The 19,942-nt window shown below is 58.3% G+C and carries 21 protein-coding genes; 11 read left to right on the top strand and 10 right to left on the bottom strand.

Features of this window, described 5'->3' with window-relative positions; genetic code table 11:
* Positions 1-4: 4 nt before the first annotated feature.
* Positions 5-964: a MoxR family ATPase gene (locus tag JNM28_07430; protein ID MBL8068265.1), complete on the bottom strand. Its 960-nt coding sequence runs from the start codon at positions 962-964 to the stop codon at positions 5-7.
* Between the two features lie 115 nt (positions 965-1,079).
* Here JNM28_07430 and JNM28_07425 point away from each other — a divergent pair, with 115 nt between their 5' ends.
* Both JNM28_07425 and JNM28_07420 read left to right on the top strand, forming a co-directional pair.
* Complete coding sequence (locus tag JNM28_07425) at positions 1,080-2,093, top strand: ROK family protein (GenBank protein MBL8068264.1); 1,014 nt, start codon at positions 1,080-1,082, stop codon at positions 2,091-2,093.
* Between the two features lie 95 nt (positions 2,094-2,188).
* A complete protein-coding gene (locus tag JNM28_07420; GenBank protein ID MBL8068263.1) occupies positions 2,189-3,412 on the top strand; it encodes a 2-oxo acid dehydrogenase subunit E2 in 1,224 nt (407 codons plus the stop codon).
* Here the strand turns inward: JNM28_07420 and JNM28_07415 are convergent.
* The 8 genes from JNM28_07415 to ffh form a co-directional block, all read right to left on the bottom strand.
* Complete coding sequence (locus tag JNM28_07415) at positions 3,409-4,137, bottom strand: hypothetical protein (GenBank protein ID MBL8068262.1); 729 nt, start codon at positions 4,135-4,137, stop codon at positions 3,409-3,411. The genes JNM28_07420 and JNM28_07415 overlap by 4 nt on opposite strands.
* A 9-nt stretch (positions 4,138-4,146) precedes the next feature.
* Positions 4,147-4,536: a ribosome silencing factor gene (gene rsfS / locus JNM28_07410; protein ID MBL8068261.1), complete on the bottom strand. Its 390-nt coding sequence runs from the start codon at positions 4,534-4,536 to the stop codon at positions 4,147-4,149.
* Positions 4,537-4,555: 19 nt separating this feature from the next.
* Positions 4,556-5,158, bottom strand: coding sequence for a nicotinate (nicotinamide) nucleotide adenylyltransferase (gene nadD, locus JNM28_07405; protein ID MBL8068260.1), 603 nt, complete (start codon positions 5,156-5,158; stop codon positions 4,556-4,558).
* On the bottom strand, positions 5,145-6,377 hold the full coding sequence (obgE, locus tag JNM28_07400; protein ID MBL8068259.1) for a GTPase ObgE: 1,233 nt from the start codon (positions 6,375-6,377) through the stop codon (positions 5,145-5,147). Before obgE ends, nadD begins: the two co-directional genes overlap by 14 nt.
* A 35-nt stretch (positions 6,378-6,412) precedes the next feature.
* Positions 6,413-6,916, bottom strand: a complete 504-nt coding sequence (gene rimM / locus JNM28_07395; protein MBL8068258.1) for a 16S rRNA processing protein RimM — start codon at positions 6,914-6,916, stop codon at positions 6,413-6,415.
* Between the two features lie 9 nt (positions 6,917-6,925).
* Complete coding sequence (locus tag JNM28_07390; GenBank protein MBL8068257.1) at positions 6,926-7,171, bottom strand: KH domain-containing protein; 246 nt, start codon at positions 7,169-7,171, stop codon at positions 6,926-6,928.
* Positions 7,171-7,641, bottom strand: a complete 471-nt coding sequence (gene rpsP / locus JNM28_07385; GenBank protein MBL8068256.1) for a 30S ribosomal protein S16 — start codon at positions 7,639-7,641, stop codon at positions 7,171-7,173. The genes JNM28_07390 and rpsP overlap by 1 nt, the downstream gene beginning before the upstream one ends.
* Positions 7,642-7,792: 151 nt before the next feature.
* Positions 7,793-9,118, bottom strand: a complete 1,326-nt coding sequence (ffh, locus tag JNM28_07380; protein MBL8068255.1) for a signal recognition particle protein — start codon at positions 9,116-9,118, stop codon at positions 7,793-7,795.
* A 148-nt stretch (positions 9,119-9,266) separates the two neighbouring features.
* Here ffh and JNM28_07375 point away from each other — a divergent pair, with 148 nt between their 5' ends.
* Both JNM28_07375 and JNM28_07370 read left to right on the top strand, forming a co-directional pair.
* On the top strand, positions 9,267-9,497 hold the full coding sequence (locus tag JNM28_07375; protein ID MBL8068254.1) for a hypothetical protein: 231 nt from the start codon (positions 9,267-9,269) through the stop codon (positions 9,495-9,497).
* A 15-nt stretch (positions 9,498-9,512) separates the two neighbouring features.
* Complete coding sequence (locus tag JNM28_07370; protein MBL8068253.1) at positions 9,513-9,962, top strand: DUF1801 domain-containing protein; 450 nt, start codon at positions 9,513-9,515, stop codon at positions 9,960-9,962.
* Between the two features lie 138 nt (positions 9,963-10,100).
* On the opposite strand, the gene JNM28_07365 is transcribed toward JNM28_07370, so the two are convergent.
* Entirely contained in the window at positions 10,101-12,659 is a 2,559-nt protein-coding gene (locus JNM28_07365; GenBank protein ID MBL8068252.1) for a hypothetical protein, read from the bottom strand.
* Positions 12,660-12,811: 152 nt separating this feature from the next.
* Here JNM28_07365 and JNM28_07360 point away from each other — a divergent pair, with 152 nt between their 5' ends.
* The 7 genes from JNM28_07360 to JNM28_07330 all read left to right on the top strand — a co-directional run bounded on the left by JNM28_07360 (position 12,812) and on the right by JNM28_07330 (position 19,940).
* The gene (locus tag JNM28_07360) at positions 12,812-14,002 is read left to right on the top strand and encodes an acyl-CoA dehydrogenase family protein (protein ID MBL8068251.1); all 1,191 of its coding nucleotides are present in this window, start codon (positions 12,812-12,814) and stop codon (positions 14,000-14,002) included.
* Positions 14,003-14,140: 138 nt separating this feature from the next.
* Entirely contained in the window at positions 14,141-14,989 is an 849-nt protein-coding gene (locus tag JNM28_07355; GenBank protein ID MBL8068250.1) for a prepilin-type N-terminal cleavage/methylation domain-containing protein, read from the top strand.
* Positions 14,977-15,135, top strand: coding sequence for a hypothetical protein (locus JNM28_07350; GenBank protein MBL8068249.1), 159 nt, complete (start codon positions 14,977-14,979; stop codon positions 15,133-15,135). Before JNM28_07355 ends, JNM28_07350 begins: the two co-directional genes overlap by 13 nt.
* A gap of 141 nt (positions 15,136-15,276) precedes the next feature.
* The gene (locus tag JNM28_07345; GenBank protein ID MBL8068248.1) at positions 15,277-17,091 is read left to right on the top strand and encodes an ABC transporter ATP-binding protein; all 1,815 of its coding nucleotides are present in this window, start codon (positions 15,277-15,279) and stop codon (positions 17,089-17,091) included.
* Positions 17,092-17,165: 74 nt separating this feature from the next.
* Positions 17,166-18,530 (top strand): D-alanyl-D-alanine carboxypeptidase, encoded by a 1,365-nt coding sequence (locus tag JNM28_07340; protein MBL8068247.1) that lies wholly within the window; start codon positions 17,166-17,168, stop codon positions 18,528-18,530.
* Positions 18,511-18,780, top strand: coding sequence for a hypothetical protein (locus tag JNM28_07335; protein MBL8068246.1), 270 nt, complete (start codon positions 18,511-18,513; stop codon positions 18,778-18,780). The genes JNM28_07340 and JNM28_07335 overlap by 20 nt, the downstream gene beginning before the upstream one ends.
* 203 nt (positions 18,781-18,983) lie before the next feature.
* Positions 18,984-19,940, top strand: a complete 957-nt coding sequence (locus JNM28_07330; GenBank protein ID MBL8068245.1) for a GNAT family N-acetyltransferase — start codon at positions 18,984-18,986, stop codon at positions 19,938-19,940.
* Positions 19,941-19,942: the final 2 nt, after the last annotated feature.

Below are 19,942 nucleotides of genomic sequence, written 5' to 3'. Positions count from 1 at the left end.
GAACCTAAGCGGTGGCGACGCTGACGTTGGGTGCAGGGACGGAAGCCAAGATTTGACGAATCACATCAGGCCCTGTGACACCTTTTGCCCGGACCTCGCCCCGTAAGATCAGCCGGTGCCCCAAAACAAACGGTGCCACGGCCTTTACGTCGTCGGGCCGGACGTAATCAAGCCCATGGAGGGCGGCCTGGGCTTGGGCCGCTTGCATGAGATAGAGGCTGCCCCGGGGAGAGGAACCGATGATCAACTGGTTGTTGTCCCGCGTAGACCTCACGACATCGACGATGTATTCCCGAATGCTTTCGTGGACGTGGATTTGCCGAACCGCCGCCTGAACGGTGCTGATCTCATCCAGCGATGTGACTTGAACCATGTTGTCGACCGGATGGCTGGTTTGTTGGTTGCGGAGGATGTCGGTCTCGGACTCCTTGCCCGGGTAGCCGATGGCGACCCGGCTGAAGAACCGGTCGAGTTGGGCCTCGGGCAACGGGTAGGTGCCCGTCATTTCAATGTTGTTCTGGGTAGCGAGGACGAAAAATGGCTCGGGGAGGGGCCGGGTGACCCCGTCGCTGGTCACTTGGTGTTCTTCCATGGCTTCCAGCAGGGCGGATTGAGTCTTCGGCGTCGCCCGGTTGACTTCATCGACGAGCACGATATTGGCAAACAGGGGGCCAGGTCGAAACTCGAACTCCCGCGTTTCTGAATTGAAGATGGAAGATCCTGTGATGTCGCTTGGGAGCAGGTCTGGTGTGAATTGGACTCGCCGGAAATCCCCGCCGATCGCTTTGGCAACGGCCTTTGCCAAGGTGGTTTTGCCGACCCCGGGGACGTCTTCAATCAGCACGTGCCCCCCGCAAAACAGGGCGAGGACGACTTGTTCGATCGTTTCGTCTTTGCCAACGATGACTTTGCCGATCTCGCTGATGACAGCCTCGGCGGTTTTACGGATGGGTTGCGGTGACAAAACGCTCAGACTCCTCTTTTATGAAGCCGGCAGCGCGGCTTGGTTTCACTACGTTACCCGTAGGTCCAGATGTTTCAATACAGCCACTAATGGCAGGCCATAATGCTCCCGGACGATGAAATGTGTCATTGGGGTGGATTTGGGCGGGACGAATGTCCGGGCCCAGGCGGTTTTGGAAGACGGTCAGTTGTTGGGTGAGCGGGTCCAACACCCATCGGATGCCCAGAGCGGGGTGGATCCCGTCATCCAAGCGGTTTCCCATGTGATTGCCGAGGCGGCCGCTAATTGCGGCGCCGACGTGTCTGCTGTCGGTCTGGCCGTTCCCGGACACATCGACGACCGATCCGGGTTGGTCAAGTGGGCTCCCAACTTCGGCCAGACGATTGATGGCGTTTTCCGTTACTGGCAGGATGTGCAACTCAAGCGGCCTATAGAAGAGCAATCTGGCCTGAAAGTGGCCATGGGCAATGACGCCAACGCGGCTGCCTTGGGCGAATACAAGTTCGGGGTTGGCCGCAACTCGGCGAAATGCCTGGTGATGCTGACCCTGGGAACGGGTATCGGCGGGGGGATCGTGATGTCGGGCGACACGGTTTTCGGGAAAGCCGAGGGGCCGCTGCTGATGCTGGGGGGCAACCTTGGCGGGGCCGAGTTGGGCCACACAATCCTCTCAATGAATGGGTTGGATTCTTCGGGTGGAGCCTATGGCACCCTGGAGGCGTATTGCCAACGGGATGCGATCATCCGCCGGGCCCAACACCGGCTGAACCGGGGATACAAATCCCTCATCGGCGAATTAGTTGAGGGTGAATGGGGCAAGATCACGCCGGCCACCATCAGCCAAGCTGCCGACCATGGGGATGGGCTCGCCTTGGAGATCTGGCGGGAGTTCGGGCAATTCCTGGGGATTTCGGTGGGGAGCCTGATCAACATTTTCGCTCCCGACGTTTTGGCGATCGGTGGCCAGGTGAGCAAGGCCGGAAAGCACTTTATGCCGCACCTATTGGCGGAATCTCGGAACATTGCCGCCCCGACTTTGGGCCGGGACTGTGAAATCATGATCGCGGAGCAAGTGGAGAACGCCGGGATCCTTGGCGGAGCCGCCTTGGCGCTCGAAGCCATTCGGTGACCGATCCGGGACGGGCCGGGAATTCAAAGTGCATTTCCGCGTAGACTAACGCGGCTGGAGACAAGGGCGTTTCCCACCCAACGGAAGTTTCGGATATGACGGAAGTGATCATGCCCAAAATGGGCGACGGCATGGAAGAGGGGACGCTCCTCGAATGGCTTAAGAAAGAAGGCGACGACGTTAAGTCGGGAGAGGTGATCGGCAACATCCAAACCGACAAGGCGATCCTGGAGTTGGAAGCACCAGGCAAAGGCAAACTCGCCGGCATTTTGATCCAGCCTGGGACAACCGTGCCCGTCGGGCAACCGATTGCCGCTATCCTCAAGAGCGGGGAAGAACTGCCGGCAAATTGGGGCAGCGGGGAAGCAAAACCCGCCCAAACGTCCGCCGCGCCCGCCGAATCCGAAGCACCCGCCGCAATGAGCCCCGCGCCGGCTGCCGAGCCTGCCCCGGCATCGGGCCAAAGGGTCAAAGCCAGCCCGCTCGCCAAAAGAATCGCCGCAGAAGCCGGCGTTGACCTTGGCACCGTTGCGGGAACGGGGCCCGGTGGCCGCATCGTGGAAAAAGATGTTCGTGCGGCGATCGAACGCCAAGGCACAAAGATCCCGGCACCGGCATTTGCCCCCGTGGCCAGCGCGGAAGACGTCAAGGTTCCGCTCAACTTTTTGCGCGGCATCATTGCAGAACGGACGCAACATGCCAAATCGACCGTGCCGCATTTTTATGTGACGCTGGAGGTGGACATTGAAAAAATCCATGCCATCCGCGAGATGTTCAAGGAGGAAGACGGCGGCAAAGTCAGCGTCAACGATTTCGTGATCCGGGCCTGCGTGTTGGCCTTGCAGGATATGCCGGTCGTCAACAGCTCGTTCAAGGGCGACCACCTCCTCCAACATGGATCCATCAACATTGGGGTTGCGGCCGCAGTCGATGACGGGTTGCTGGTGCCCACGATCCATGGGGCGCAAAACATGACCTTGAGACAGCTCAGCGAAGAAAGCAAGCGTCTGGTCGCCAAAGCCAGGGAAGGGAAGCTGACGCCCAACGAGATGCAAGGCAGCACATTCAGCATTAGCAACATGGGCATGCTAAACGTCGATGTCTTCAGTGCGATCATCAACGAGCCGAATGCCGCCATCATCGCCATCAGCACGGCCCAAAGGAAAGTCGTGGTCAACGAATCCGACGAACTGGAGATCCGGTGGCGCATGAACATCACCGGTTCGTTCGATCACCGCGTCGTCGACGGGGCGGTGGGCGCCCAGTTCATGAACGTTGTCCGCTCGTACCTGGAAAACCCAACGCGGTTGCTGAGCTAAAAGCCATCGACCGGAGGGGTTGGCCGGCCAATCTTTTTCTCGTGCGCCTTTTTGAGTGAAGCCAGGTCGACGACCGACCACATGGCATCGATCCCCGATACGCCAAGCAGGATCGCAGCCATGGGGTCATATTCGCCTTTTCCGGTGAACAGCGTCCCGATGAGCTTGAACCCACCTGGCAGCATGGCGATACCTCCCATGCAAGCGGCGAAGATGGCCAACATGATCCCGCCTTTGACGTACCGTTCGACGATCATCTGCCCCGTGCCAGGCAGGATTGCGCTGAGGAACATGAGGATCCCCGGCCTTGCAAAGGAATCGAACTCCTGATTGTGGGCGAACGGGTCGATGTGGAGATCGACCTTGAGAACCATCTCGCCGAATTTGTTTTCGATCACGGCATTGGTGGGATCCAATTGGTGGGCACGGGCAAAAAATTCTTTGGCGCGGCGGAATTGCCCCCGGGCAACCATGTCGTCGCCCAAAGCGGCAAGGACGGAAGGCGTGTTGGGGGCGAGATCTGCCGCTTCTTTGAGCAACCGGTCGGCGACCGTGGCGTTGCCCCTGACCCTGGCCAGGTTTGCTTCGCGCAACATGCGTTCGGCCTGCTCCACCTTGACCGGGTCGTCGGCAACGGCCGGTTGGGCCGATTCGCCGGTCAACTCGGATTCGGCATCCTGTCCGGCAGGGAGGGGTGCCGACGGTTCATGGTCGTGGTCACTCACAAGTAGTTGTTAGGACGGGTTTTCTGGCGTTGCCGGTGCATCCGACCCAAACATCAGGTTGGGGTCACTGGGCAGGTTCGACCAAAAACTCTCCAAATCGTAGAACTGCCGTTTTTCTTCCAACATCACGTGCAGGACAACATCCCCGTAATCGAACAACACCCACCCGCCGCCGGCCCGCCCGTTATCCGACTGCCGGAGGGGCCGGATGCCGATTTCCCGAAGTTTTTCGGCGACGCGCTCGCAAATCGAGCGAACGTGGGTGTCGCTGGTGCCCGTGCACACGACGAAAAAGTCGGCGATCGAAGTCTTTGCCCGGACATCGAGGAGTTGGATGTCTTGGGCTTTGATATCGTCCGCGAACTCCATAATGAGGGCGGCTTTCTCTTGCGAGTCCATTGGGCTTTTGGCGGTCATTTCAGTCACTGTAGAGTCCACGTTCTTGGATATATTCCCATACTTTGGGTTCAATCATCAACTCGGGAGAGTGGCCCCGGGCAATGTCGTCCCGGACGGCTGAGCTGCTGGCGCGGCTGGGATCCATCCGGACAAAATCGACGGCATCCCGCATTTCCTCATCCAAATAGGCAAGCGCCCTTTCGATCTCGTGCCCGGGCCGGGCGACGGCGGCGATGCGGCAAAGGCGGACTAGTTTTGCCGGCTCCTTCCATTCCCGGAAGTGCTCCAAGGCGTCCGCCCCAACAATGATCCACAACTTTCCGGGCTTGACCATGAGGATCTCTTCCACGGTCTCATAGGTGTAGCTCTTCGTCCCCCGGGTGACTTCTATGTCGCTGACGGCCATGCCTGGGTGGCCTTCGATGGCCAATTGGCACATCTGCAGTCGGTTGGTGGCGGTGGCGAACGATTTCCGCCGCAAGGGGTTCCGGAAGTTGGGCACCCACACGACTTCCTTTAAGTCCAGTGCCGAAAGGCAGGCTTTGGCAACGGCAAGATGGCCCAAGTGGGGAGGGTCGAAGGAGCCCCCGAACAGCGCATAACGGTATTCACCACTCTTCATATTGGAACTCGAATTCTCCTATGTACACATTGTCGCCCGGGCCGGCCCCCAGTTCTTCCAATTTTTCGATCACGCCGATCCGCTTCAGCTTACGGTAAAGGTAGTGGATGGCGTCACGGTTGCCGAGGTTTGTCATCTCGACCAAACGTTCGATCCTTTTACCGGATACCCGGTACCCGTCGTGGACGGCCTCGATATCCCATGCTGAGTCGGATTCATTGCGATAGGTTGGGATCAAGATCGGCACGGCCTCTTCTTGCGAACTGACTTCGATCTCCTTCCATAGCGCCCACTTGAGCGGATCCAGCCCCTTGTTTGTGGCGGCAGAGATGATGAAGACCGGGAACCCGGTTTCCTGAAGTCTGGCAACGATCTCCTCTTCAGCTTCGGGGATACCCAGATCGGATTTGTTCAAGGCAATGATCCGGGGGCGGGCGCTCAGCTCTTCACTGTATCGTCGGAGCTCTTCTTCGATCAACTGGAAATTTCCGACCGGGTCGCTGTCGTCGGGCGGGTAGGCATCGACCACGTGCAGTAAGACCTTGTTCCTTTCGGCGTGCCGCAAAAATTGGTGCCCCAGGCCAACTCCCTCGCTTGCCCCTTCAATGAGTCCCGGGAGGTCGGCGATGACGAACGAATGGTCGCCGACGGTAACGACCCCAAGGTTTGGGGCAAGGGTCGTGAACGGGTAGTCGGCAATTTTGGGTTTGGCTGCGCTGAGGACACTTAACAAAGTGGATTTCCCTGCGTTGGGAAGCCCGATGAGTCCGACATCCGCGATGAGTTTGAGTTCAAGCTTGGCCTCCAGTACTTCACCGGGGGCGCCGCGCTGGGCAAACGTCGGGGCTTGGCGGACGCTGTTTGTGTAGTAGAGGTTGCCCATCCCGCCGCGCCCTCCCCGGCAAACGACGTACTTCATCCCCTCAACCGAGAGGTCGACAACAGTCTCGCCATCTTCAGCATCGGTGACAACCGTGCCAACGGGGACGCGGATCACGACATCCTTGGCGTCTTTGCCGGTTTGGTTGCCGTGGGCGCGCTCACCGTCGTTGGCTTTGTAGTTGTCGCGGAGTTTGAAGTCGTAGAGCGTGCGCTTATTGCGGTCTGCCAATAAGACGATATCACCGCCTCGGCCCCCATTGGCCCCGTTCGGCCCGCCCCTCGGGACGTGCTTTTCCCGGTGGAATGTCGCGGCGCCGTCGCCCCCGCGTCCAGACATGAACCGGACTTCAGCTTCATCAATGAATTGCACGTCTAATCCTCAAACATCCCCGCAATGGGGGCGATCACCACGACTTTGCGGTCAAAATCGATCTCCTTGACAAATTCTTTCACGGCTGGCACCATCGCCTTTCCAACAACCAGGATATCGTGGGCGGGGCTGGCAAACACGCTGTCAACCTTTCCAAGTTTGTTTCCGCATCCATCCATCACTTCGAGGCCGATGAGGTCGGCTGTATAGAATTCATCTTCCTCCAAGTCGGGCATTTCGTCGCTTGGCACGGTGACTTCCGCCCATTTCAATTCTTCAGCCCGGTTGCGGTCGCGGATTTCGTTGGTTTCAATTCTCACTTGTGTCTTGTGGAATCCCAACCTTTTGATGGTGACCGGCTGCCCATTCAGGTAGATCGTGCGTCCAGGTTCAAACCGCTCGAGGAAGTCGGTTGCCGGGACGATTTTCAACCCTCCCAGAATGCCATGCGGGCCGACAACCCTTCCGATCGTAACGTGCGATGGACGGGTTCGCCGGCCCGGCATTGAATTCGTTTAGTCTTCCGACTGGACTTTGACGACGGCCTTGACCCGGGCTTTTGCGGCCACGGCATTGGACATCGTCCGGAGGTTAGTGATCACCCTTCCATCTTTGCCGATGACCCGTCCCACGTCTCCCGGGGCGACGGTGACTTTGATGATCTTGCCATGGCGATCCGCCACGGTTTCGACTTTGACTTGGCCGGGCTCGTTGACCAATTGCTTGACCGCTTCTTCGACAAAGGCGACAACGGTTTCCATTATTCGGTTTCCCCTGCGGGTTCTTCGGCGGCCGGTTCGACAGCAATGGACTCGGTGGTTTCTTCGGCCGGGGCTGCAGCGACCGGTTCTTCCTTGGTTTCAGCCGCCGGGGCTTCTTCCGCCGGCGCGGCGGCGACTTGGCTGACGGCAGATTCGACAGTCATAGCCCGCGTGCGTTTATCCAAGAAGCCGTACTTCTTTTTGGCGGCGGGGCGCTGGGCAAAGAATTCGTCGAGAATGCCTTGACGCTTCAGCAGGATTGCAACGGTTTCGGTTGGCTGGGCGCCTTCGAGCAACCAATGCAACGCGCGGTCGCCCTTGATTTCGACGGTGGAGGGCTTGCTGATCGGGTTGTATGAACCCAGGTATTCGATCGCCGCGCTATCTCGTGCGCTGGCGCTTTTTGCAACGACGATCCGATAAAACGGCCGGTGCTTGTTGCCCATTCTCTTCAGACGGATTTTGACCACGGTTGTTTGGAATTCCTTTTGGGGTGCCGCCGGTACCGGCAGCGGGGGTTTGCGCACGTGAACGGACGCGGACTAGCAATTATAGCCCGAGCCTTTGCCATGGTGAGGGACTGGGGCGGCAATTGGGCCAATGGCCCGGGATTGAGCGGACTCAGCGGCGGAATTTTTTGAACTGCTTTTGCATTTTCGCCATTTCTTTCATGCCCCGGCGCATCCCATAGAGTTGTTCGACCAGTTTGTTGACCTCTTGCACCGAGGTCCCCGAACCAAGGGCGATCCGCTTGCGCCGGGAACCGTTTAGGATGTCCGGATTAGACCGTTCTTTTGGCGTCATGCTGAGCACGATGGCTTCCAGCCGGTCGACCTGCCGATCGTCGATCGAATCTAGCGCCTCTTCCGGGATCTGGCTGGCCACGCCAGGGATCATTTTCATGACGTTCTTGATCGGGCCCATCTTGCGGACCATCCGCATTTGGTCTAAGAAGTCATGGAAGTCCAGTTTGCCGGTGCGCATCCGGGATTCCAGCGCTTCGACGTCTTCGTTGGCAAAGGCCTGTTCAGCCTTTTCGATGATGCCCATGACGTCGCCCATGCCGATGATCCGCTCGGCCATGCGGACGGCTTGGAAGGCGTCGAGGGCCTCGGTTTGCTCACCAACCCCAAGGAATCGCACGGGAACCCCGGTCGCCTCGCGCACGCTGAGGACGGCCCCGCCCCGGGCGTCGCCATCCATCTTGGTAAAGATGGCCCCGGTGACCCCGAGCCGTTCGTGGAACGCTTGGGCGACATTCACCGCCTCTTGGCCGGTTGTAGAATCCACGACGAGGAAAACCTCGTTGGGCGGAACGGCCTTCTTTACCTGGGCCAACTCCTGCATTAATGCTTCGTCGATGGCCAGGCGTCCGGCGGTGTCCAAAATCAGGACATCGCAGAACAGGTGCTTGGCCCGGGCCAGGGCGTCTTTGGCGACTTGCACGGGGTCGCCTCCGGGCTCCCCTGCGAATACCGGACAATCGACCTGCTCGCCCAAAACCTGGAGTTGTTTGATTGCGGCCGGGCGCTGCAGGTCGCATGCCGCAAGGAGCGGCTTCTTGCCGCGCGCCTTCATCCAAACGGCCAACTTGGCGGTTGTGGTTGTTTTCCCGCTCCCTTGCAGTCCACACATCAAAATGACAGCGGGTGGGGAAGACCCCCAGTTCATCGGAGTTTCTTCCGGCCCGAGCAACCCGACCAGTTCGTCCCGGACGATTTTGACAATGGTCTGATCCGCCGTCAGGCTCCCGAACACCTCTTCGCCAACGGCCTTTTCCTTGACCCGGGCCATAAACTCCTTGGCGACTTGGAAATTCACGTCGGCCTCCAAAAGGGCGACCCGGATCTCCCGCATCACCTCTTTGACATCGTCTTCGGTCAGGCGCCCCTTTTTGCGGATGCCAGAAAAGATGCTTCCGAGCCGGCGGGTCAGGTTGTCGAGCATGGGGGAAGGGGACAGGATACCGCCTGGGAACTAGCCCCGCCGGGCGCAGGCATGTCGGTGGAAAACCCGGTATTTCGACCTGAAACTCTGTTCTTAACAAACCAAGAATAAATATTGCGAGTCGAAAGAACTGATAGGAGTCCAAACAATGTCCAAACGATCTATCGCCGATAAGGGCACCAATACCGCCGCACCGACTACTTGGGTGATGGGGGCGGCCGGACTCGCCATTGGTCTGGGGGCCGCTGCTTGGTTCCTGACCCGCCGCCACAAGGCAAAAATCGCTTTGGATCCCGAACGCATCATTCAGGCTTGCGATGCCGCCGCCGCGCGTTTGGACGAAATCCTGTTCGCCGAGCATTCCCGTCAAGCCGGCTAGATTCATAATGGGGGCATGACGAGTGCCGCCGCTACCGTGGACGACTACTTGGCCGAGATCCCCCCCGACCGCAGGGCCGCCGTCCAAAGACTGAGGGAGGCGATCAACAGCAACCTTCCGGCTGGGTTTGAAGAAGGGATGCTTTACGGCATGCCGTCTTGGTTCGTCCCCAAATCCCTCTATCCGGCCGGATACCACTGCGATCCCAAACTCCCGCTGTATTACACGGCCGTCGCGAGCCAAAAGAACTCGATCAACTTTTATGCGAACTTTGCCGGCGACGAGGAGTTACGGACGTGGTTTGTTGAGGAGTTTGCCAAGACGGGCCGCAAGCTGGACATGGGCAAATCGTGCATCCGATTCAAAAAGCCGGAACAGATCCCGTTTGAGCTAATCGGACAACTCATCGCCAAAATCCCCGTGAAAAAGTGGATCGCCCATTACGAGGCCCACATCCGGAAGTAATCCCCGGGGAAGCGGATTCCTATTTTCTGATAATCAATATTATGACAAATTAGAACTGAAGCACGGTGTTCCCTTGCATGCTGAATAAAATCGGGCCGCCGCATAATTAGTGCGGCGGCCCGATCCAATTTTTGCGCGTTACCCCTTGGCTCGGCTGGAAAGGTCTTCGTAACGGAGGGTGGTCTTGTACTCTTGATCACCGATTTTGAGGGTCACCAAATAGTCTCCGGTGACGAGCGTGACGCCACGCCGACCCCGAGCTTGCCAATCCACGGCATTCAGGCCCTGCTTGCCGGTCCCGCTGAGTCGAGCTAGTTCTTGCCCATCCACGGTCGTGATGGTCACTTCCACCTTCTGATCGGTTGCCGCTTTCAGGTGGTAGTAGACCGATGTTCCGGGTTGGGTGTTGGGGCTGCCCCAGATCCGGTTCCCTTCAAACCAACCGTCAAAGACACGGCCAAAGCTGTAGGCGTCGGCCGGCTTGCAAAGGTACACGTCCTTATCCAGGTTTTCCTTGGTCAGTTGTTCCAAGGCCCCGACGGGGATTGTCCAGAACGAGCGGCCGTGGGTGGCGACGATCAGGTCAAGCTCGCGCGGGTGGATGAGCAAGTCATCGACCCTCACGGTTGGGAATCCAACGGCTTTATGGATCGGTGTCCAGTTCTCACCCCGATCCAGGCTGGCAAACAGGCCCATTTCTGTACCGAGGAAAAGGAGGTTTGAGTTTTGCCGTCCTTCGACGATCGTGTAGGCGACCCGGTTTTCGCCCAAGCTGTCACTGAGCTTCTTCCAAGTTTTGCCGAAGTCTTCCGTCACGAAGACATAGCTGGAGTAGTCGTTGTTGCGATGCCCGTCGAATGTGACATAGCACCGGCCGAGGACATAGCGCGAGGGCATGACGCGGCTGACCCAGGTGAACTCCGGCACGCCCGGCACGGTGATCTTTTCCCAGTTCTTGCCGTCGTCTTGGGTGAGTTGAACGTTGCCGTCGTCGGTTCCGACCCATACGACGCCTGGCTTCATCGGGGATTCCCCGATCGTGATGATCGTGCAGTGGTTTTCTGCCCCGGTGCTTTCCGGGCTCACGCCGGCTTTGACACCGATCTTGGCCGGATTGTTGGTGGTGAGGTCTGGGCTGGCTTCGATCCACGAATCGCCCATATTGACGCTCTTGAACAACTTGTTACCCCCGAACCAGATCGTTTTGGGGTTGTGCGGGCTCAGCAGGATTGGTGCCGACCAGTTGAACCGGTAGGTTTCGCCTTGGGGGGCACGGGGCCGAATGAACGCCTGCTCCCCAGTCTCCAGGTTCTGTCGCGAAATGGCCCCTCCTTGGCTTTCGCAATAGAGGATCCTCCAGTCGCTGGGGTCGACTTGGGCGTGGAACCCGTCGCCGCCCAGAATGAACCGCCAATCGGCGAATGTGACGGTGCCCTTGTCGGTTTGGGTCGGGCCGCCCCAAGTGCCATTGTCTTGCAATCCGCCGTAGACGTAATAGGGGCGGCGCATATCGGCCGTCACGGCATAGAATTGGCCGATCGGCAAGTTGTTAAGGTGTTCCCAGGTCTCTCCGCGGTCGCGGGTGACCGCCAAGCCGCCGTCTTCACCGACTAAGATCGTATTGTTGTCTTTCGGGTTGACCCAGATTGTGTGGTAATCGACGTGGATGTCCGATTGCATCACTTTCCACGTTTTTCCGCCGTCGTCGGAGTAGTGGAAGTTCACAGCCGGAAGGTAGATCCGGTTTTCGTCGACCGGGTCGATCATCGGGGTGCTGAAATAGAACGGTCGCGGGTTGAGGTTGTTGAGGAAGGTCCAGCTTTCCCCGTTGTCAGTGGACTTGTAGATCCCGCGGTCGTCTTGGCTTTCAACAGAAGCGATCAAGACATCTGGTTTTGCGGCAAACCTGGAGATGCCGATCCGACCCGTTGTGCTGGCAGGCAAGCCCTTGGTGATTTTTTTCCAGGTCTTCCCCCCATCGGTTGATTTGAAGAGGCCGCTCCCCGGCCCGCCGCTGGAAAAACTGTAGGCGGTCCGTGATTTTTCCCACATGGCGGCAATAAGGACATCGGGGTTCCGCGGATCCATCAGCAGCTCGATGCATCCCGTCATGTTGTTGGCGCCGGCAAGCACTTTGTTCCAGCTCTTGCCGCCGTCCGTAGATTTGTAAACCCCGCGGTCTTCGCTCGGCCCCCAGAGATCGCCGAGTGCGCCGACGTAGAGGATGTCTTTGCTTTTTGGGTTGATGCGGATCGACGAGATTTGGCGGGTCTTGGCAAGGCCAAGGTGCTGCCAAGTCAGCCCACCATCTTTGGATCGGTAGACGCCGTCGCCCCAACTGGTGGAGTTCCGGCTGTTCTCTTCCCCGGTACCGACATACACGGTGTTCGGGTCTTCTTGATCCACCGTGACTGCGCCCAGGGCGACCGAGCTTTCATATTGGAAAACCGGCTTGAACGTCGTGCCGGCACTGGTGGTTTTCCAGAGCCCTCCCCCGGCCGTTGCCACGTAGAAGATCCTGGGGTCTTTTTCGTACACGGCGAGGTTGACCGTGCGCCCCCCCATCGATGTCGGGCCAATGTTGCGGGGTTTGAGGGCCTGCAACTGGGGGGCCCACAGATCGGTTTGCGCCAATGCGGCCGAAGCAGATAAAGCCAGGGCCAAGAACAGGGCCTGGCGAGCTCGGGTGAGAACCATACCGGTGACTTTACTTAATCCGAATGCGGGGAGTGCCGAAATTTCATTGCCGGCGGAAACAACCTCGGTTGAGATATGCCCTGGGTCGAACGGGAGTTATGCCAAATGGGGTGTCCATGGGACGGTTCCCCAAAGCCCGTACACTCCAAACCATGGACTTTGCCCTGACGCAAGAGCACGAATTGATTCGGGAATCGGCTTCGAAATTTGCCGAACAACATATCCTCCCGACGGTTCGCGAACTCGACCGAGCCCACACTTCCAATCCTGAGACACTTAAGAAAATGGGCGAGGCCGGTTTGTTAGGGATCTCCATCCCGGCAAAATACGGGGGGACCGACACCGATTACATTTCCCTTGGGATCGTGTGCGAGGAGTTAGAAAAGGCCGACACCTCGGCCCGCGTCGCAATGAGCGTCCACAGCGGGCTCCACTGCATGACGTTGATGCAATGGGGCACCGAAGAACAAAAGCAGCGTTGGCTTCCCAAGCTGGCCTCGGGCGAGCACCTTGGGGCGTTCGGGCTGACGGAACCCAATGCCGGTTCCGACGCCGTGAACATCAAAACAACGGCGCGCATGGATGGGGACCACTACGTGATCAACGGTTCAAAAACCTGGATCAGCCTTGCCGACTATGCCACCCACTTCTTGGTGATCACAAAGCTGGCCGAAACCGAAGCCAAAGCGCCCTATGCGGCATTTATCATCCCCCGGGAAGCCGCGGGGTTCAGTAGCCGGCCACTGAAAGGCAAGCTCGGAGTGCGGGCCGGCAACACAGGAGAAATCTTCTTTGAAAATGTGCGGGTTCCGGCATCCGACATGATCGGAGCCGAAGGTGACGGGTTCAAAGTTGCCATGTCGGCGCTGGATCACGGACGGTATACCGTCGCGGCCGGTGCCGTCGGCATCATCACCGCTTCGCTGGAAGCCTGCGTCAAGTACGCCAATGAGCGTAAAGTCGGCGAAGAGGTGATCGGCAAGAAACAACTCGTCCAGCAGCTCATTGCCAGCATGGCCCGGGGACGCGACATCGGGCGCTTGCTCTACTATCAGGTCGGCTGGATGAAGAACACCGGCCAACGCCACACCCGGGAAGTCAGCATGGCCAAATGGGTGAACTGCGAAGCGGCTTTTGATGCGGCGAACAAGGCCATTGAGGTTCACGGGGCATACGGATTTAGCGACGAATTCCCGGTTGAGCGGTACTTCCGCAACTCGCGAGGGGCCATGATCTACGAAGGCACCCACGAGATCCACACGCTCGTCCAGGCGGAATATGCGCTGGGATACCGGTCGGACAAGCCGATCGCCAATATGCTGCCGCCCTATCCGTTCGAATGACGAGGAGCAAATTCCCCGGTGAACCATGCCGGGGATGACGCCAGCATTTGAGTCAAATCCGAACTGTTTAGAGACAGTTGGGCGGGTTTTGTGATAAAGTCAACCAACCTAGGCCCGAATTGTGCCAGGGGGATTCCTATGCGGAAACATGCATTTACACTCATTGAACTGCTGGTCGTGATCGCGATCATCGCCATCCTGGCGGCGATCCTCTTCCCTGTCTTCGCCCAGGCCAAGGTGGCAGCCAAGAAGACGCAATCTATTTCGAACCTCAAAAACATTGGCACCGCAACCCAGCTCTACATGGGTGACTACGACGATGTCCTCCCCGTCTGGTCGGCGAGCATGGCCAATTCAGCGACTTTGTTCAGCCTTCAATACATGTATCCCGGTTTGATCAACCCGTATATCAAGAACGGGGTCAACACCACAACCGGTGAATTGAACGGAGTTTGGGCCAGCCCGATGTCCAAAGAGCTGTTGTCCAACATCAGCAACACTTGGGCGTACAACTACTGGTCGCTCGGTGGATTTTCCACCTGTGCGCAACCGGTTCCTCCGGCAAGTTGCGGAACGCGCACGGTTGCCCAATATGGCGAGTTCGCTGACACCGCTTACAACTATCCGGCCTCTTCGACCGGATTGCAAGATGTGGCGTCGACCATCGTCTTTTCTGACGGTGCCCAGCTGAGCCGCCCGCCCCAGTACCGGACGGCGTTCCCGGGTGGCGACCCTCGGAACATCGGGGTTTACGGCCCCTATGACATGTCTGGCAAAACCCCGATCACCAACGAAGCCAACACCGCTTCTACGGCACCGGGCAACATCATGAGGCTGCTCTGCGGCGCCAAGACGGCTGTCAGCTACGCAGACTCCCATGTCAAGGTCGTCACCACCAGCACCCTCTATCCGGTCGGTTACAACACGCCGTCTTGGAGTGGTAGCGCGGCGACGAACAAAGGCTGGGCCAGGACTTGGACAAACTAAAACTGGGAGCAATCGCCTTGGCGGCCGCCATCCTTGCCCTTGCGGGGTGCTCGGCATCTTCCGAGGCACCCCAAAGCAAGGAAAAGTCTGAGCAGGATGCCGCCCAGCAGCAGTTGTCGGCTGGAGACATCGACACCGGCAAGTAACTCCGCAAGCGGGGTCAGGATCAAAGCGCAAGTGACGATCCTGGCCCCTTTTTTATTGTCGGGCATGTTGGAACGGCAATCAACCGGCGGACGGACCGAGTCTCCTGGCTTGCCTTTTGACCAGCGGTATCCTGCAACTTAGTGGAAGAAACCGCCGACAAGAAGCAGTTGGACCGGGCCATGATTCGGCGGATCATCGGTCTGTTCAAACCGCACGCCAAGATGGTTTGGCTGACGTGCGGGGCCGTTTTGCTCGGGGTGGTTTTGGGCATCGTGCCGCCGTATTTGATCAAGACGGTTATCGATGTGGGGATCGCCCAAAAGAACTTCCCCATCATAGGCGAATATTCCGCCTACATTCTGATTTCCGTGCTGGCCGGTGCCGGCATGACTCTCCTTTACGGCTATTGGGGCGTGGTTGTTGGCCAACGCATCATGTGCGATCTGCGACAACAACTCTTTGACCACTTGCAAAAGATGTCGTTGCGGTTTTTCACCAATGCACGCACGGGTGAAATTCAAACGCGACTGATCAGCGATGTGCAGGGAGTGCAAACGGTGGTCAGCAACACGCTGGTCGACCAAATCAGCAACATCGGGATCGTCATCAGCACGTTGATCGCAATGGTGGTGATGGATTGGCGTCTCACGCTGCTTAGTATCGTGCTGGTGCCCTTGTTCATGGTGATTGGTAAGTCGGTTGGGGACTTTGCCCGCAACGTCAGCAAAGGCACCCAGGAGCAAACCGCCGAGTTGAACGCCATGATGCAGGAGACCCTATCGGTTTCCGGGATTTTGTTGACCAAGGCCGTCGGCCAACACCACACGCTTTCGGAGCGATTCGATACTGAAAACCAGAAGCTTGCAGGTTGGCAGGTGAAAGCGTCGGTCATTCAGTACATCTTTTTCGGCATGATCCGGTTGATCACGCAAGTGGCGCCGGCCCTCGTTTATCTGTTGGCCGGATGGCTGCTGATCAAGCAGGGGGATAAATACATCACGATCGGCCTCCTAGTGGCCTTTACGGGTTTGCAAATTCGGCTGTACTTCCCGATGACGGCGCTTTTTGGCGCGCAGATCGAAATCATGAAGTCATTTGCCTTGTTCGAACGGATTTTCGAGTACACCGATTACCCGTTGGACATCAAAGACAAGCCCAATGCGGCGTCAATCTCCTCCGACACCCCGGGCGCGGTTGAGTTCCGGAATGTCGGGTTCAAATATGACCTGGAGTCTGACCGCGACACGCTTTCGGACATCAGCTTCCGAGCCGAACCAGGCCAACTCATCGCCTTGGTCGGTCCATCCGGTGCGGGAAAAACAACGCTGACCTATCTGATTCCCCGGCTTTACGATGCGGATTCCGGCGAAGTCCTGATCGACGGGAAAAATGTCAAGGATATTAAGCTCGACGACTTGGCCAAAGTGGTCGGCGCCGTCACGCAAGAAACTTACTTGATGCACACGACGGTTGCCGAGAACCTGCGGGTCGCCAAACCGAATGCGACTCAATCTGAACTGGAAGAAGCCTGCAAACTCGCGGCCATCCACGACCACGTGGCAAGTCTTGAAAACGGATACGAGACCATCGTCGGTGAGCGGGGCTACAAGCTCAGCGGCGGTGAGAAACAGCGTCTGGCAATTGCCCGCGCGATTCTGAAGAACCCTAAGATCCTGATTCTAGATGAGGCGACTTCCGCTTTGGACACCCGTTCAGAAAGGCTCATCCAAGATTCTCTGGCCACCCTCATGGCGGGCCGCACGACGTTTGCGATTGCCCACCGCCTGAGCACCATCCTGCATGCCGACCAAATCTTGGTGTTGGAAAATGGGCGGATCGTCGAATCGGGCAAACACTCCGACTTGCTGGCAGCTGGCGGGCTCTACGCAAAGCTTTACAGCGAGCAAATCGCCGCGCGGCAGACCCAAGAGGGCCAAGAGCCGCTCGAAGTTTGAGTTTCTCGATGAATTCAGGCCCGGCTTACCCGCAGGCTCCCCGCGGTACCTGGCTTGGCGGGTAACTTTGGGGAATGGTCGTCCCGGTGCTTCTGGCCTCGTTGATCGGCCTCCGTGCGCCCGCCCCGGCACCCGATTTGGGGATGGCCATCGATTCCCTGATTCAAGCCGAAGTCGAAAATGGAACGATGGTGGGAATCTACATTTGCCAACCAGATGGCAAAGTGCTCTATAGCCGAATGGCGGACACCCGGTTCGTCCCGGCCAGCAATGAAAAGATTTTGAGTTCGGTTTTGGCTTTCGACCGGTTGGGCTCCGACTTCCGGTTCCGGACCCGATTTTGGCGAGATGGCGACGACGTGTGGGTCGATGCGCCAGGCGACCAAACGATGACATCAAGCCAGTTGTTTGATGTCAAACGAAGGCTTGGCGTCTCGGGGAGGGGCGTGGTTCATGTCCGCCAGGCATACCGGTTCGATTTCGGCCCGAGTTGGGAAGACGACGACAAGCCGTTCCGGTATGCACCGGCTTGCACGGCTTTTAGCGTTGACCGAGCGCAGTTCGACGTCAGCATCTCCGGAGGCATCCCGACAGTTCCCGATTGGTGCGGCGTGACGATCCGGCACATCGGCGGGGCCCTGCCGGCCACCGTGGAATATGACCGCACCCATGCGGAGGTGACGATCCGCGGGAATATCGACGAAAAACCGGGGGTCTTGGCCACATTCGCCCTCCGCGACCCCGACCTAGCCGCTTCTCGCATCCTGGGAATGCAGTTTGTCCCAACGCAAAAGGTGCCAGACCGCGAGCCCGATGCTGAGATCCTGAGCGTGCCCCTGAGGGACTACGCCCGGCTCTGCCTGGAACCTTCCGACAACCTGCTAGCCGAAAGCTTGTTGCTCTCCGGAAGCGGCAAGGGGAACTGGCCCGATGCCGCCAAATCTATGGCGGAGTACCACACAAACCTGTTACAGCTGCGTCCCGGGGCCATACGGCCAGAGGACGGCAGTGGAATGAGCCGGCATAATCTCGCGACTCCCTTTGCGTTGGCACAGTTGTTGCGCCACGCTTATTCACAACCCTACCGGGATGACTTCATCCGAGCCATGGCCCACAGCGGCGAAGGCACGATGAGGGTCAGGCTGACCGGGTTGGATGTGACCGCGAAGACGGGAACGCTGGATTCGGTTTCATGCCTGTCCGGCTTTCTTGGCCTCCCCGGCGGGAAAACGGTGGTGTTCAGCATCATGATGAACCACTACACCACAACCGCCGCCGAAGCGAGAAAGTTGCAGGATGCCTTGATCCAAGCCATCCACGATTCGTTGTCAATGCGCGAGAACGAACATGCAATCCGAGATGCGAACTGGTGTGATCGAGTGGGACAAGGTGTTCCCCTCCCGGGCCCTGATCCTGTTGATGGCCATTGGCTTTATTGATCTGGTCGTCACTGCCGTTTTGCACAGCCGGGGACTGATTGTCGAATTGAATCCGATCATGCGCCCGGTTATCGAGCGAAGCGAATGGCTTTTTGCCGCCGTCAAGGGGATGACCCTGCTGTTGGCTTATGCCGTCATGGCCCGCTACTACCAAACCCACCAAGTTTTTGTCCGACGTGCCGCCCTTGCCGGCTCGGCCGCCTATGCCCTAATCTGGATCGTCTGGTTCACCGCCGGCAGCATCCGCTGAGCCCTGGTTGAGTCTCTTCCTGGGCCTGCTTGCCAAGGGCAGACCCATCGGATATAATTTCCGAATTCCGCCATCGGAGGTATGCCGCATGAATAAATACGCCTCCCTTTCCCGAATCCCGTAGCGCATCACTCGCTACGCTGACTCCCATCTTTTGACTGAACCTGGCCGCAGTACGCCCGAAGGCTCTGCGCGGCACCGCTATGGAAAACCCAACGAACATTCGATTTCAACGCGTCGAAACGGACGCGGAACTTCAAACCTATCTGGACCTCAATGCCGAAGACCGGCCCGACCGCGCTTCCACGCTTGCCCGCACCAAACAAGAAGATGCGGCGCGCCCGCACGCCATCCAACGGTTCTTGGTGATTCAAGATGGCGTCGCAGTCGGCGATTTTGGCATCATGCCGACCTACTGGTCCGGCGACCTCACCCTCTACCAGTTCTGGCCGAACCTACCCCGTGGATTGGACCGACCGGGATGCGATGCCATGATCGGGTTTGCGTTGGAAGCCATCCGAGATTCAGGAGGGAAAAAGGTCAACACGTGGGCTCCCACCCACTATGGGGCGTTCCATGATTCCTTGCTAGAAAGTGGATTCAAGTTCGACCAAGCCAACCCCGAATCCATCCTGAAGCTCGATCAACTGGATCTGGATGCGTTCCAACCGGCCATCGCATCGCTCAAAGCCTCAGACCTTCGGGTTCTCTCTCTGCAAGACCTGTTAGCGGAAGATCCTGCCGGCGGTTGGGCCCGCTACCATGAGTTGGATCTGCGGCTTACCCGGGATGTCCCCCTGCCCTATGAGTTCACCGGCGAGCCATTGGAGTCGTTCGTCAAACAGTTCGAAGTCCAACGGGCTTCGTTTGCCACCATCCAAATTGCCGCCGACGGCGACTTTCTTGTTGCAACCTCCATGCTGTTCCGCAACGAAGATGCGCCAGACTACTATTGGACAGGGCTGACTGGCGTCGACCGGAATTACCGCAGGCGGGGGATTGCAAAGGCTCTCAAGGCCATCAACTTCCAATTGGCCAAAGATGCAGGCGGAATCCAAATCACCTGTGACAACGAGGAAAATAACCCGATGCTCCAACTCAATTACGAGCTCGGGTTCCGGCCCTATTGGGTGTGGAACTCTTACTCGCGAGAGATCTAGGG

It is taken from the genome of Armatimonadota bacterium (assembly GCA_016789105.1).
Lineage (GTDB): Bacteria > Armatimonadota > Fimbriimonadia > Fimbriimonadales > Fimbriimonadaceae > UphvI-Ar2.
This window is presented reverse-complemented; position numbering and strand designations above follow the sequence as displayed.

Coding starts and splice junctions, on each gene's coding strand:
- JNM28_07425 (MBL8068264.1), top strand. CDS start 1,080: ATGAAATGTGTCATTGGGGTGGATTTGGGCGGGACGAATGTCCGGGCC.
- JNM28_07420 (MBL8068263.1), top strand. CDS start 2,189: ATGACGGAAGTGATCATGCCCAAAATGGGCGACGGCATGGAAGAGGGG.
- rsfS (MBL8068261.1), bottom strand. CDS start 4,536: ATGGACTCGCAAGAGAAAGCCGCCCTCATTATGGAGTTCGCGGACGAT.
- nadD (MBL8068260.1), bottom strand. CDS start 5,158: ATGAAGAGTGGTGAATACCGTTATGCGCTGTTCGGGGGCTCCTTCGAC.
- obgE (MBL8068259.1), bottom strand. CDS start 6,377: ATGTCTGGACGCGGGGGCGACGGCGCCGCGACATTCCACCGGGAAAAG.
- rimM (MBL8068258.1), bottom strand. CDS start 6,916: ATGCCGGGCCGGCGAACCCGTCCATCGCACGTTACGATCGGAAGGGTT.
- JNM28_07390 (MBL8068257.1), bottom strand. CDS start 7,171: ATGGAAACCGTTGTCGCCTTTGTCGAAGAAGCGGTCAAGCAATTGGTC.
- ffh (MBL8068255.1), bottom strand. CDS start 9,118: ATGCTCGACAACCTGACCCGCCGGCTCGGAAGCATCTTTTCTGGCATC.
- JNM28_07375 (MBL8068254.1), top strand. CDS start 9,267: ATGTCCAAACGATCTATCGCCGATAAGGGCACCAATACCGCCGCACCG.
- JNM28_07370 (MBL8068253.1), top strand. CDS start 9,513: ATGACGAGTGCCGCCGCTACCGTGGACGACTACTTGGCCGAGATCCCC.
- JNM28_07365 (MBL8068252.1), bottom strand. CDS start 12,659: ATGGTTCTCACCCGAGCTCGCCAGGCCCTGTTCTTGGCCCTGGCTTTA.
- JNM28_07360 (MBL8068251.1), top strand. CDS start 12,812: ATGGACTTTGCCCTGACGCAAGAGCACGAATTGATTCGGGAATCGGCT.
- JNM28_07355 (MBL8068250.1), top strand. CDS start 14,141: ATGCGGAAACATGCATTTACACTCATTGAACTGCTGGTCGTGATCGCG.
- JNM28_07340 (MBL8068247.1), top strand. CDS start 17,166: ATGGTCGTCCCGGTGCTTCTGGCCTCGTTGATCGGCCTCCGTGCGCCC.
- JNM28_07335 (MBL8068246.1), top strand. CDS start 18,511: ATGGCCATTGGCTTTATTGATCTGGTCGTCACTGCCGTTTTGCACAGC.
- JNM28_07330 (MBL8068245.1), top strand. CDS start 18,984: ATGGAAAACCCAACGAACATTCGATTTCAACGCGTCGAAACGGACGCG.